Source organism: Treponema primitia ZAS-2, from assembly GCF_000214375.1.
GTDB classification, from domain to species: domain Bacteria; phylum Spirochaetota; class Spirochaetia; order Treponematales; family Breznakiellaceae; genus Termitinema; species Termitinema primitia.
The window spans coordinates 3,839,007-3,852,748 of record NC_015578.1 but is presented as its reverse complement, the minus strand read 5'-3'; the positions used below and the strand labels follow the sequence as shown (position 1 = coordinate 3,852,748).

Here is a 13,742-nt window from a genome sequence, read left to right as displayed (position 1 = left end):
AAAATGTCTTCTGTATTTGATAAAAAAGCAGTATATTAGCATAACTTTATATTTTTGAGAGGATATTTACAGAAAGTGAATATTAAATTTTTAATTCCCACCAGCTTGGTCCTGGCGGGACTGCTGGGACTGAACCTGTATCGCCGGGCTGAGGTCTGCACAGAAAATGATCCCGGCGTTCAGGAAGAAATGGCCCAGATATATTCCTGGACTGCCCGGGAAAATGCTGCCTACACTGCGGAAATTTTGGAATCCCTGGAAAAACCGGATCCTATCCTGGAATATTACCGGGACGAGGCAACCCATCAGGAGATTCTTGCCTTTTTCGGCGCCTTGGTTCAGTCAGAAGAAATCGCCCAGGCGATATTAGAAAATGCGGACACCTTTGATATTCCCCCTTCCCTGGCCTTTGCCCTTTCCTGGGGTGAAAGCCGGTTTAATCCCCTGGCGGTTAACCGGAAAAACCGGAACCAAACCATAGATCGGGGACTTTTCCAGCTAAATGGTGACTCCTTCCCCAAGCTCAGGGAGGCGGAATTTTTTAACCCCTCGGTGAATGCCTATTACGGCATGGCCCATCTGCGCTGGTGTCTGGATGTGGGAGGCTCCGAGGTAGCCGGCCTGGCTATGTACAACGCCGGGACCAACCGGGTTAAAGCCGGAACCACCCCCCCGCATACCCTGGACCACGTATCCCGGATACTGGCCTTTCGAAAGGGTATAGAGTCCCTTTTCCAGGCCGAATATATACAGCGGGAGCCTCAGTCTCAGCGGGAAATTGTAATTTCCAAGACCCCCCGGTAGCCGTTGTTTTCTAGTAAAACCCTTTCTTTATCCGGTGCATATGCAGCACTGGGCTCCGAATCGGAGGGCTCCCGGATGAGAGCAATGTCCACTCTGGTCCCGAAACACTCCTTTGGAGCAAATATCTCCGTGGGCGCCCCTATTGCCGGATCTGCTTGGAAACGGTACCGGAATTTGCCCTTCTTCCGATCCCAGGTGAATTCCAGGGGTTCCCCGGCGGTGGCCATAGGATAGGGTCGCAACCAGCCGGCAACAGCCCTGCCTTTCCCTTCGCTGTAAATAGACAGGTCCTCCCCATTCCAGCCGTCCCCATTCTCATGGGTATTATCCGCCGTATAGTTCCAGATCAGGGCGTGGAGCAGGTTTTTATCAATTGCGTCGTAGTACATGGACAGGGCCTCTTCATGGAGGTGGTAATCTCCGGTCTTAAAGGCTCTCTTCCCGTTCATGTCAAAGGGAAGGCCGAATTCCCCCAGCAGGCAGGGCATGTTTCCCATGTGCTCCCTGGCCCAGACTACGCCCTGGGAAAGCTGCTCCGCAAAATAGGCCGCCACCTTTTTGCGTCCCAGTATGAGTTTTCCCGTATCGGTACGAATCGAAAGCCAAGGCCGGAAAAATTTTGTGAACAGGGTGGGGCCGTCGTACCAGTGGAAAGCATTGACCACTCCGGGGGAATCGTCCCCGGCCCAGGAAGGATGGCTTGCCCCGGAAGCAGCCCCGGCGGGGGTACCTTCGATAAAGATAAGGGTTTTTTCGTCCGCATCCCGCATCCTTTCGGTAAAGCGGAGCATAAAGGGTTTTAAGAAATCATCGACAAAGTTAGCCGGCCTTCCCTGATACAGGGCAAAGTGGTCTTTCCGGAGCAGCCTGGGTTCCCCGTCCTGATCCGACCAGACCCCGGCCTGCTTCCAGGGGCAGGAAAACCCTTCCCTAAAAAGGGACAGTCCCTCGGGGTTTATAGTTTCATGGCCTACCACCTGTTGTCCCCGAATGCCTGTGGAATAGACCGGCACGGAAACCCTATGCCCCGAAGCGGCGGCCATGGCCTGGAAGCCCCCCGGTATGGGCCCGGTGGCGACCGCATAGTTTTCTAGGCCCTCCAGGTTTTTATACCCGATAAATCCCGGATGGGGCTCGTTCATTGTCCCCCAGCCTATTATGGCTTTGCAGTTCTTGAGCCGCCGGAAACAGTGGCGCATACAGGCCAGGTACCGCTCCTGAAGCCAGTCCTGGGCGCTTTCCCCGTCAATTTTCGTTTCCGGGGCATAGGTATTGCCGGCGAAGAAAAGGGTAAACATGGTTGCCGCACCGTAGCGGTTATAATTGGTGGGCCAGGCCATCCTCGGGTAGGGTCCCCGGTGGAATTCAGCGTAGCGCTGCTTGGTCAGGGCGGCACCCAGGGGTTCCAGGCGGTCCAAGTCCATGCCCAGTTTTTCCATGGTCCAGGCCGGCGCCCCATCCCCGCCGGTCCAGCGGCTCCATACATCCTGATGGGGATCCATATATACGAAAATCCCCTTTTCTTCCGCCAGCTTGAGGACTTTCCGCAGATAGGCCAGGTAGGCCTCGTCGTAAATTCCCGGCCCCGCGTGTTCCAGGGCTTCCCAGTTGATGATGAACCGAACCAGGGTGAAGCCCCAGCAACGGAGCCGTTCAAGGTGGGATTCCGCTTCTTCAAGGGGGAAGGGCCTGCCTATAAAAGAGATTTCTTTTGCATTTTTCAAGGATTCCGGCCCCTGGGAGTAAAAATCCGGGAAAAGCGGATTTTTACTGCTGCCGCCCAGGTTACATCCGCGAAACAGCAGCTGCCGCCCCTGTTCATCCTTAAGTTTTTGATTTACAATGTCCATAATATAAGTGTATTCTTTTTTTGAAAACTGGTATATTCATGTTAATAGCCTTGAATTATCTTTTGAATTAATGCATATTTATATGGTTAAAGGAGAATTATCGTGCGAATAATTACCTTATTAGTCGTGGTTATGTTGGCGTTTGCCTCCTGCGGCTCAAAGCCTGCTACCGAAGCCGGATCTACCTCTGCTCCTGCCAAGGGTAAAACTGCTGTCCCCCCTCCCGGAGCGATTCCAGTAGAGAAGCGCGCCTTGGTCAAATTTGCGGATGGAACCTTGGATGAGTATACCATTTCCGACTATGACCCTTCAGATGTTACCCTGATAGGTCAGAATCGGTATTCAGCCTCCGGCGGTTTAATGGATCAAGTGGAATTTACCTACCAGGAAGAAAAGCAGGTGCTGACTGTCAAGATGACCAAGGATGAAGAAAACAGGCTGAAGTCCAGAATCGTGTATCAGTATAACGAAAAGAACCAGCTGGCAAAGGAAACCGTGGTAAATAAAGCCGGAAAGGCGGTTTCTTCCAACGAATATGCCTATAACAACGGGGGCAATGTGGCATCCCGGGCTATCCTGAACGGAAACAATGTCAAGCTTGCCGAAACCGTATATACCTACAATGGGACTTTGGTTGTTGCTTCGGAAACCAAGGACGGCCAGGGCAAACCTATCAGTTCTTCCCAGAACGAGTATGATCGGGATGGAAATCTGGTTTCCCAGGTGCTTCGTAATGCCGCAGGGAATGTCTCCAGGCGAATCACCACAGTTTGGCAGAATGGCAAGGAAATAGAAAATACCCAGATCTCCGGGGACGGTAAGGTCCAGCTGAAGATTACCAATGAATATGGAAACACCGGCGAGCTGTTGAAGAAGACCGTAGAAAATTATCAGGGTAATTCTGTCCAAGTCATGGAATTCGAGTATGAATTCCGGACTGATCGTGGTAGAACTTAAATTTTAATATGATAGGGGTACCCGATTTATGAAACGAATCTTTTTGATTCTTGGATTTATATCATGTGTCGCCGGAATGGGCTTTGCCGCATCTGCTGAGGATTTAGAGATATATATGTATCTCTACAATAATTCCCGGAGTGTTACGGATCAGTATGCCATATTGACGGTTTTACAGACTCTAAAGCTCAACGGCGCCGGTGAATTCTATGCTACCGCTCTCAATCGTCTGGTTAATCAATACCCCAATATTCAGAGAAGCGCCCCTGTTTTGGAAAAAACCGCAGCGGATGATTTAGCCCAAACCCTCTCGGCATTGTTGGGGGAAGAGAAATATACCACCGCCGCGCCGGATCTCTGGCGTACTATAGGAGCTTTCACCGCTCCAAATGTTAAAGCTGAAGCGCTGATAGCTTTGGGCAAAATGCGGGCAACGGATTTCCTGCCCCAGGTGGTACGGATATTGCAGGATCTTAACTCCGCTCCCCCGGCTGGCCGAGAAGAAGCGGATTCAAAGGGGAAGATCGCCCGGGGTGCCATTATTGCCCTGGAAAAATTCCGGGATCCTTCGGGGTATTTGCCGGTGTTCTTTATGGCTACCGGAGGGTATCCGGATTCGGTAAAACAACTGGCTAAGGCAACCCTTCCGGTAATTCTGGAAGATCCTTCGGCTCCTCTGACCGAGGTCATCCGGAGCGCCAGTTATCCCTATAGCATTAAATTTTTGGCCTTACAGACCGAGGAAGAGGCCAATATAGGAAGTCAGCCAAAGGCTGGGGTTGCAGTAGCGGCCCTTTCTGAGGGTTGGCGAGCCGCCACTAACGATGTCAGGCAGCGGCAGGATCTGCTCCGTATACGCAAAACCAGTATCGACATGATCAAGCGTTATAGCACCACTGATCCCGCAGTGTATCCTTTGCTGGAACGTTCCTTTAAAGAGGGCGGGGATGATAACGAAAAGCTTGATTCCATCACGGCTCTGGCTGCTCTGGGAAGCGAGGATGCGGTTAAATTGTTAAGTTCTTTCCTCCAGATTACTACCGGCCGATATGCAAGCCAAACCAACAACAGGTCCGACGAGGCTTTGATCCGGTCTCTTATCAACAATCTGGGGGTTTCTGCCGCCAATGTCAGCGGCCCGGTCAGGGAATCCGCTAAAAGCTCCTTGCGGAGTGTTGGGGCGGTGCCAAACCTGACTCCGGCAGTAAAGAACCTTGCCAGTGACGCTCTGACAAAACTCAATTAGAGCGGGAAAATCCTAAAAACACCAACAGGAAAATATGATGAATCATATTTTCCTGTTTTTTTATGTGGGTATATAATGAGAGATAGAAGGCTCTGAGGTTCTACTCGGCCAGGATACGCATAATATCTTCGGGGGTGGAAGCTTTCAGTATTTCCGCCCGTTTTTCCGCACTTTTAAAGAGTAGGCTTATTTCTGCAAGAAACTGGAGATGGGGGCCGGTTTTTTCCAATGGGGAAAGGGTCATGATGAAAATCCGGCAGGGCTCTTTATCTAGGGTATCAAAATCGATCTGAGCGTCGGAAATGCCGATACAGGCGACTAGATCTTTAACGGTGGCGCTTTTTCCGTGGGGAATGGCGATTCCGTGCTTCATGCCTGTGGACATTTTTTCTTCCCTGTCCATGATTGCGGCATGGGCCGCATCCCTGTCCTGTATCTTTCCAGCCGCTACCAGGATATCCAAGAGCTCGTTAATAATTTCTGGTTTAGACGCGCCTTTCAAATGAAGGGAAATCGTATCTTTGTTTAGTACTGTCTTTAGGTTCATATCCATGAGTGTAGAACTCAAAGCCTGAAAAGTCAAGAAAAAGAATTTGAAATGTATAAAATTATAGCGATAACACTGGACCCTATTGATTTGCCCCCGGTATGGTAGTATCCTTGCCCATGGCCTTAGATTTTGAACGCTCCGATATAGGGCTGCCTCCGGGAAGTTTGGTATATGTGGGGGATCGCCATCCTGAGGAGATGGCCCTTTTGATGATCGGGTATGATCCCGTAAGCTCCTGGGCCCGGACAGCGGAAACTGTTGATGAACTATTGCAATACCGGAATTCATCGGGAATTACCTGGATAAACGTTAACGGCCTTAAGGACAGCAGCGCCATAAGCCGTTTAGCAGAGGTTTATAAAATACACCCTTTAACTATAGAAGATATTCTCAATACCGAACACCGGCCCAAGGTTGAGGAATTCGACGATTACCTTTATATTACCCTCAAGGAAATAAGTAATCCTAATGAGGATGCCCTGGCTTTTGATCAGATAAGCCTGGTTTTGACAGGGAACACAGTTATCACCTTTCAGGAAATCGCCGGGGACTCCTTTGACGGGATCAGACGGCGGATTCTGAATAATGTGGGTAGGGTCCGCAGACTTGGAGCGGATTATTTGGCCTATGCCCTGATCGACGCCGTGGTGGACCGATATTTTATCGCCCTGGATGTATTAGGCGCCACTGTCGAGGATTTTGAGGAACGGGCGGTGGATGATAAGGATACGGCCTTTATTTCCGACCTCCAGACGGCAAAACAGAAGCTGCACCATGCCCGGCGTGCTATTTGGCCCCTTAGGGAGAGTCTTTCCGTTCTCCTCCGGGCAGAATCGGATTTCATCAGCCAAGATTTGGCGCCCTTCCTCAAGGACCTTCAGGATAACGTGATCCAGGCGGCGGAAACTGTGGAAAGTTATCGGGAAGCTATTTCCGGGATCATGGAGGTCCATCTTTCAGCAGCCTCTAACCGCCTGAATAAGGTCATGAAGGTTCTGACCATTATATCCACCATATTTATCCCCCTGACCTTCATTGTCGGGGTCTATGGGATGAACTTTGTCCACATGCCCGAGCTGTCCAGCGTCTACGGGTATCCCATAGTTTGGGGCATCATGATCCTCGTTGCCCTGGGGATGGTTGTTTTCTTTAAAAGAAGGAACTGGCTGTAAAGCCCTTTTTATGGAATTACTCACCACCGGGGAAGCGGATATACGCAGGGCCGCAGATGGGATAAAAGCGGGGCTTTTGGTGGCTTTTCCCACGGAAACCGTCTACGGCTTGGGCGCCGACGCTTTCAATCAGGTAGCCCTGGCCCGGGTTTTTGCCGCCAAGGGCCGCCCTCGGTTTGACCCCCTGATCATCCACATTGCGTCCTTGGAAACCCTGGACCGGCTGGCGGACCTTTCCGCCCTGACTCCCCTTATGCGGGAAAAGGCCGCCGCCCTTATGGCCCGGTTCTGGCCCGGCCCCCTGACCCTGATCCTCCCCAAAAAGCCGGAAGTCCCGGACCTGGCTACCAGCGGCCTACCTTCGGTGGCGGTCCGCTGTCCGGATCATCCGGCTGCATTGGAGCTTATCCGGCTTTCTACCGGTGCAGTGGCTGCCCCCAGTGCCAATCCCTTTGGGCGGCTTTCTCCCACCAAGGCGGAGCATGTGCGGGACCAACTGGGGGACCGGGTGGACTTTATCTTGGACGGTGGTCGCACTTCAGTGGGGGTGGAATCTACGGTACTGGACCTATCTGGGGGGAGCTCTCCGGCTGCCGCCGCCCCCGTACCCCGCATACTCCGGCCCGGCGGACTTTCCCGGGAGGCCATAGAGGCGGTAATTGGGCCGGTGGAGTTTTTGGCGCCGGGGTTTTCAGCCTCCGAGGCCGCTGGTATTTCGGATCCGACGGCGTTTACACCGGGTCAGTCCGGCCCGGTTTCTCCGGGGCAGCTTAAGAGCCACTATGCGCCGATAACCCCCCTGGTTTTGTATAGCCCTGAGGCCATGGCATCCTTGGCCTATAGCCCCGGAGAATTGTTCATCTTTTTTTCACCTAAAAGCAGAGATTCCTGGCTTGCGGTACAAAATCGGACCTTCCCCAAAGACCTCATTTGGACGCTTTCGGACAGCGGTAGCACCCTGGACGGGGCGGCAAATCTCTTTGATCTGCTCCATAAACTGGACCGTTTGGAGGCGGCCTATATCCGGGTGGAAGCGGCTCCCCCGTATGAACTTGGCCCCGCAATCAACGACCGGCTTTCCCGGGCTAGTACCTTGTAACGTCTAAAAGAATAGGAAGAATTTTTAACCACGAAGGGACAAAAAGATGAATAGAAAAAGATCATAGGACTCCCCGTGGTTTTTTTTATATCGCTTCTTCCGGTCCTTCTTCGGAGGTTTTTGCCGCCATTATTGCCCGGTGGGAACCCAGGATTATTGAAAACGGTTCCAAGACCGGAATATTTTCACAGATTATTTTAACGATTACGGTCATGGGAACCGCCAGGATCATCCCTGCAAAACCCCAGAGCCAGCCCCAAATAAGCAAGGATACCAATACCGCCAGGGGCGAAAGTCCCAGGTTATCCCCCATTATTTTTGGTTCCAGGATATTACCGATAACCATGTTGGACGCCAGCATGATCAGGGCTACCGCGATGATAGGTCCGGGTTCAGGCCAGAATTGGAGGAGGCCGAAAATACCCGCCCCCAAACCGGCGGCGATGCTCCCGATATTGGGAATAAAATTCAGGACAAACTGAATTAGCCCCCATACCAGGGCGAATTCAAGCCCTACCAGGTGGAGTGCAACACCGACCACAATCCCCGTAACCAGAGAAATAAGAAATTTTGTAGAAAGGTACCGGATGATTTGCAGAACTATATCGTCGCTTATCTTTTTTATCGGGCCCGAATATTTATCCTCAAAGGCCTGGTCGATTTTTTCCTTGGCAAAAGCCGCTTCATAGAGCATAAAAACCAGGAATAAAACTACCAGGAAGGCGTCTTTCAGGAAGCCAATGAAGGAGTTGGAAAAGGTAAAGGTCATATTCCTTACCCTGGTTCTGAACCCCAACTGGGCCCAAAGGTTTTCCATAAAACTCAGGTGTGCGTCATAGGAAAGATCAAAAAATTCCGCTACCCCGATATAAATTTCGGTCAAACGTCGTTCATATCGGGGGTACATGGAAATGATCGTCCTGGCAGAGGAAAAAAGTACCATCCCCAGCAGGTATAAGCCGGCGACAATAATGAGTATGGCCAGAGAAATCGAAACTCCCCGGGGGATTTTTCTTTTAAGGAAGAAAATGACCATAGGTTCTATCACGAAGGCCAGGAGCAGGGCTATGGTAAAGGGCAGAACAATGGGGGCAGTGACCTTCAATACCGCCCCGCCTAAGACTAGGGCGATAAAGGCTACCAGAAAGAAATTTGCCCGTCCGGAGTTAAAACTTCTAAATTTATCTTTCATACCTCTCAGTATGGCATATTGTAATCTTTTTGTCAGGATTATTCCGGCATAACCTGGGCAAAAATATATTTCTTTCTCAAAAAGCACTAAAACCTGAATATTTTGTATGTTTAGGCCAACTTATTGAAATACTTCCATAAAAAGCATAATATAATTTTAGGGTAGTTGACGTTACGAATGAACGAATGACATAATTAACCGAAAGTAGAATCTAACTAAATTGTTAGGAAAAGAGCACTTAAATTTTCTAGAGCAGAGGAAAAGTTGTATGAAACTTCGTTTCAGGTTGAGCATAATTGTCATCGCTGTTATGGTAGCGGTAGTTGCCACTATCTCCGTTATTTTACTTAAGCAGTCCTCCAACCACCAGATGGAGTTGTCCCTTGAAAGTATAGAACGCCTTGCCTTTGCCCAGGCTGGGGATGTGGAAGGCCGTTATGCCCTTTATATGATTACCGCCCAGAATTTAGCCACCGTTTTTGGTGATTTTGAGGGTGATTCTGAGCCCCAGCGCCGTGAAATGTACAGCTCCATGCTGCTTTCGATACTGCAGGCAAACCAACGTATTGTGGGTGCCTTTTCGGTCTGGAAACCAAACACCATAGACAGTTACGACAGCCAGTATGCGGGTCAGACCGGAGCCGGTCCTACCGGCCAATTTATCCCCTGGTATACCCGGGAATCCGGAAAAATAGAATACCGGTCATATGCCGATTATCAGCCATTTCTGGATACCCTTTCGGACGAAATTAAGATTACAGACCCCGTACCCCGGACCATTGCGGGTAAGGCGACTTATAGCCTGAGTGTCACGGTTCCCATTAAAAACTCCCGGAACGAACTGGTGGGTTTGGTCGGTATCAACATTGATCTGAGCTACCTCCAGCCGGTTATAGAGCAGATGATCAAGGAAAATACTGATATTGCCGCTGCGGCGGTTTATACCACCAACGGTACGATTATCGCCAGCTATGCCCCGGACCGGATAGGCAAAAATGTTGTTGATGCGGACCGTATCCTTTACTCGGATAGCTCCCGTGTGGCGGCGGTCATTAGAAATGGCTCCCTTCAGCGGCTGAAAGAGCATTCTGTGGTTTTGGATGATGATTTGCGGATAGTGCTCTACCCCTTCGTTATCGGAGACGCCAAGACCCCCTGGTCCATCATGATAGGCACCGAGGAGGACGTAGTCCTGGCGGAAGTACACCAGATGACCTACTTTACCATAGTCATGGCGTTGATTTTCGCGGTGATTTCGGCGGTGATCATCTTCTTTGTGGCAGGGACCATTACCAAGCCCATTGTGAACGTTGCCCTGACCCTCAAGGATATCTCCGAAGGCGAGGGGGATCTGACCAAAACCATTGTTCAAAAGGGCAATGACGAAATCGCCGACCTGGCCAAGTACTTCAACCAAACCCTGGGTAAAATTAGAAATCTGGTGTTGACCATCAAAAAGCAGGCGGCTGCCCTCTTTGACATTGGGAATGAGCTTGCGTCCAACATGACCGAGACTGCGGCGGCTATCAATGAGATCACCGCCAACATCCAGAGCATCAAAGGCCGGGTAATCAACCAGTCCGCTTCGGTCACCGAAACAAACGCGACCATGGAACAGATCACTGTCAATATCGACAAGCTCAACGCCCATGTGGAAAACCAGACCTCCAGCGTGGCCAAGTCTTCCAGCGCCATTGAGGAGATGATCGCCAATATCCAGTCAGTAACCAATACCCTGGGAAAGAACGCCGAGAGCGTCCAAGACCTGATAGAGTCTTCCGATGTGGGCCGCACGGGCCTCCAGGAAGTGGCCACGGACATCCAGGAGATTAGCCGGGAGTCCGAGGGCCTGTTGGAGATCAATGCGGTGATGGAGAATATCGCCAGCCAGACCAACCTGCTGTCGATGAATGCGGCCATAGAAGCGGCCCACGCCGGAGAGGCGGGGAAGGGCTTTGCGGTAGTAGCCGACGAGATCCGGAAGCTGGCGGAAAGTTCCGGGGAACAGAGTAAGACCATCAGCACGGTATTAAAGAAGATCAAGGAATCGATAGACAAGATAACCAAGTCTACCGATAATGTACTTAACAAGTTCGAAGCCATAGACACGGGTGTAAAGACCGTGTCCGAGCAGGCGGAAAATATCCGAAATGCCATGGAAGAGCAGAGCGTAGGAAGCCAGCAGATCCTGGAAGTGATCAGCCAGCTGAATGGGATCACCCAGCAGGTGAAAGGCGGGTCCATGGAGATGCTTGAGGGAAGCAAGGAGATCATCACCGAAGGGAAGAACCTGGAGATGGCGACCCAGGAGATAACCAACGGGATGAACGAAATGGCCACCGGGGCGGATCAGATAAACGTTGCGGTGAACCGGGTAAACGATATCAGCGGACAAAATAAAGAAAATATCGATTTGTTGGTTAACGAAGTGTCTAAGTTTAAAGTGGAATAATGTCGGATTTTTAAAATCCGCAAGGAGGCCGTAGTGAAACTGAAGTTCAGACTTACTATCATTATTATTGCTCTGATGATCGTGGTGGTTGCCACCGTATCAGTCGTTTTGTTAACCCAGGCCAGGGGACTGCAAACCATCTCCGCCCGGGATAACATGGAAAACATGGCGGGCCTTGAGGCCAAGGAATTGCAGGCCCTTTATGAAGAGCCCATGGATTCTATCGTTACCATTGCCCAAATCGTAAATGGGTTTGAAGCGGTGCCTGAAGGTGATCGGCGTACCCAGTACAACGATATGCTTTATTCAGTGGTCCAATCCAAGACGGAAATAGTGGGGCTGTATACGGTCTGGAAGCCCGGAGTGGTTGACAGCCGGGCCGCATCTCTGCGTAATACCCCGGGAACCGACGAAACCGGGGAATATATGTCCTGGTATACCAGGGAAACCGGCGAGATAGAGCTGCGGGCTTTCCCCGGGGCCAGGGATCTGGCGGCAAATATCTCCACTACCCAAGCCCTGAGTAACCCCATTGCTAAGGTCATCAACGGCAAGCCTGGTTTTATCGTCAGGATGACCACTCCCATTGTTACCGACGATGGCCGCATAGTGGGTGTGATCGGCGCCGAGGTGAACCTTGACCAGGCGCAAAAAATCATTGAAGAGATGCATCCCTATGGAGAAGGCGGCCGGGCAGTTCTCTATGCCAATGATCTGACCATCGGCGGGCATTACAACTTTTCCGAGGTGGGAAAGAGCGCCCAGGTTTCCTCTGCAGCAGTGCTGGGACCCGAGGGGATATCCAGGCTCACGGGGGTTATTCGGGACGGAAAACCGGATTTTGTGATCTACAACGGCCGCATAAGCGCCGCCTATCCTTTCTGGGTAGGGGCTACTTCCACTCCTTGGGCAGTGCTGACCTCTGCAGGCACAGATGTAGTTTTTGCGGCGGTTAATCACCTGACGGAATTCACCATTATTTTAGCAGCAATCGCCATTATTATTTCTGCGATTATCACCTTTATTATCGCCACCAATATTATTAAGCCCATTGTCAATGTGTCCCTGACCCTCAAGGATATTTCCGAAGGCGAAGGAGACTTGACCAAGACTATTCCTCTAAAGGGCAACGACGAAATCGCCGATCTATCCAAGTACTTTAACCAGACCCTGGAGAAGATCAAAAACCTGGTGATAACCATTAAGCGTCAGGCCATAGCCCTTTTCGATATCGGGAACGAGCTTGCGTCCAACATGACCGAGACTGCGGCGGCTATCAATGAGATTACCGCCAACATCCAGAGCATCAAAGGCCGGGTCATCAACCAGTCTGCTTCGGTCACCGAAACTAACGCCACCATGGAGCAGATCACCGTCAACATCGACAAACTCAACGCCCATGTGGAAAACCAGACCGGCAGTGTGGCTAAGTCTTCCAGCGCCATTGAGGAGATGATCGCCAATATCCAGTCCGTAACCAACACCCTGACGAAGAACGCCGAAAGCGTCCAGGACCTGATAGAGTCTTCCGATGTGGGCCGCACAGGCCTTCAGGAAGTATCCACGGACATCCAGGAGATTAGCCGGGAGTCCGAGGGCCTGTTGGAGATCAATGCGGTGATGGAAAATATCGCCAGTCAGACAAATCTGCTTTCCATGAACGCGGCCATAGAAGCGGCCCACGCCGGGGAAGCGGGGAAGGGCTTTGCGGTAGTAGCCGACGAGATCCGGAAGCTGGCGGAAAGCTCCGGGGAGCAGTCAAAGACCATCAGCACGGTATTGAAGAAGATAAAGGAATCCATTGATAAGATCACTAAATCTACCGACAACGTGCTCAACAAGTTTGAAGCTATAGACACGGGTGTAAAGACCGTGTCCGAGCAGGCGGAAAATATCCGTAACGCCATGGAAGAGCAGAGCGTGGGAAGCCAGCAGATCCTGGAAGTGATCAGCCAGCTGAATGAGATTACCCAGCAGGTGAAGGGCGGGTCCATGGAGATGCTTGAGGGGAGCAAGGAGATCATCACCGAGGGGAAGAACCTGGAGATGGCGACCCAGGAGATCACCAACGGGATGAACGAAATGGCCACCGGGGCGGATCAGATAAACGTTGCGGTGAACCGGGTAAACGATATCAGCGGACAGAACAAAGAGAACATCGACGTTCTGGTCCAGGAAGTGTCCAAGTTTAAAGTAGAATGAGACAATTTCAAAACCCGCTTGGGTTTTGAAATTGTCTCTTGGAAAAGTGGCCTAAAGTCCGCTTTTCCATTTATATTGTTTTTGCTTAACCTAAGCACCGGCCATTCCGGTGCTTTTCTTTTTTTGCAACAAAGTTACAAACCTTATAATATAATGCTCCCCCTCCGCCCGCTTAAAAACGAGACTAGAAGCAGAGGTATCTGAAACAGTTTCGATAA

At 51.0% G+C, this 13,742-nt stretch carries 10 protein-coding genes; 7 read left to right on the top strand and 3 right to left on the bottom strand.

Annotated elements, in window-relative coordinates; genetic code table 11:
• Nucleotides 1–75 precede the first annotated feature (75 nt).
• Nucleotides 76–804 (top strand): transglycosylase SLT domain-containing protein, encoded by a 729-nt coding sequence (locus tag TREPR_RS16735; protein ID WP_015709531.1) that lies wholly within the window; start codon nt 76–78, stop codon nt 802–804.
• Here the strand turns inward: TREPR_RS16735 and TREPR_RS16730 are convergent.
• Nucleotides 768–2,654 carry a glycoside hydrolase family 5 protein gene (locus TREPR_RS16730; protein WP_015709530.1) on the bottom strand — a complete coding sequence of 629 codons (1,887 nt, stop codon included), beginning with the start codon at nt 2,652–2,654 and terminating at the stop codon, nt 768–770. The two genes, TREPR_RS16735 and TREPR_RS16730, sit on opposite strands and share 37 nt — an antisense overlap.
• Before the next feature lie 102 nt (nt 2,655–2,756).
• Between TREPR_RS16730 and TREPR_RS16725 the strand changes: the two genes are divergently transcribed.
• Both TREPR_RS16725 and TREPR_RS16720 read left to right on the top strand, forming a co-directional pair.
• Nucleotides 2,757–3,611 (top strand): hypothetical protein, encoded by an 855-nt coding sequence (locus TREPR_RS16725; RefSeq protein WP_148257362.1) that lies wholly within the window; start codon nt 2,757–2,759, stop codon nt 3,609–3,611.
• A gap of 28 nt (nt 3,612–3,639) precedes the next feature.
• Complete coding sequence (locus TREPR_RS16720) at nt 3,640–4,857, top strand: hypothetical protein (protein WP_015709528.1); 1,218 nt, start codon at nt 3,640–3,642, stop codon at nt 4,855–4,857.
• 100 nt (nt 4,858–4,957) lie between these two features.
• On the opposite strand, the gene TREPR_RS16715 is transcribed toward TREPR_RS16720, so the two are convergent.
• Complete coding sequence (locus TREPR_RS16715; RefSeq protein WP_041611800.1) at nt 4,958–5,404, bottom strand: PTS sugar transporter subunit IIA; 447 nt, start codon at nt 5,402–5,404, stop codon at nt 4,958–4,960.
• A gap of 119 nt (nt 5,405–5,523) precedes the next feature.
• Here TREPR_RS16715 and corA point away from each other — a divergent pair, with 119 nt between their 5' ends.
• Nucleotides 5,524–6,579, top strand: a complete 1,056-nt coding sequence (corA, locus tag TREPR_RS16710) for a magnesium/cobalt transporter CorA (protein ID WP_041611274.1) — start codon at nt 5,524–5,526, stop codon at nt 6,577–6,579.
• Between the two features lie 10 nt (nt 6,580–6,589).
• A complete protein-coding gene (locus TREPR_RS16705) occupies nt 6,590–7,678 on the top strand; it encodes an L-threonylcarbamoyladenylate synthase (protein WP_015709525.1) in 1,089 nt (362 codons plus the stop codon).
• Nucleotides 7,679–7,763: 85 nt separating this feature from the next.
• Here the strand turns inward: TREPR_RS16705 and TREPR_RS16700 are convergent, their stop codons facing one another.
• On the bottom strand, nt 7,764–8,870 hold the full coding sequence (locus TREPR_RS16700; RefSeq protein ID WP_041611273.1) for an AI-2E family transporter: 1,107 nt from the start codon (nt 8,868–8,870) through the stop codon (nt 7,764–7,766).
• A 268-nt stretch (nt 8,871–9,138) separates the two neighbouring features.
• Between TREPR_RS16700 and TREPR_RS16695 the strand changes: the two genes are divergently transcribed.
• Together TREPR_RS16695 and TREPR_RS16690 are read left to right on the top strand one after the other, a co-directional pair.
• Entirely contained in the window at nt 9,139–11,322 is a 2,184-nt protein-coding gene (locus TREPR_RS16695; RefSeq protein WP_015709523.1) for a methyl-accepting chemotaxis protein, read from the top strand.
• A 33-nt stretch (nt 11,323–11,355) separates the two neighbouring features.
• Nucleotides 11,356–13,524, top strand: a complete 2,169-nt coding sequence (locus tag TREPR_RS16690; RefSeq protein WP_015709522.1) for a methyl-accepting chemotaxis protein — start codon at nt 11,356–11,358, stop codon at nt 13,522–13,524.
• Nucleotides 13,525–13,742: the final 218 nt, after the last annotated feature.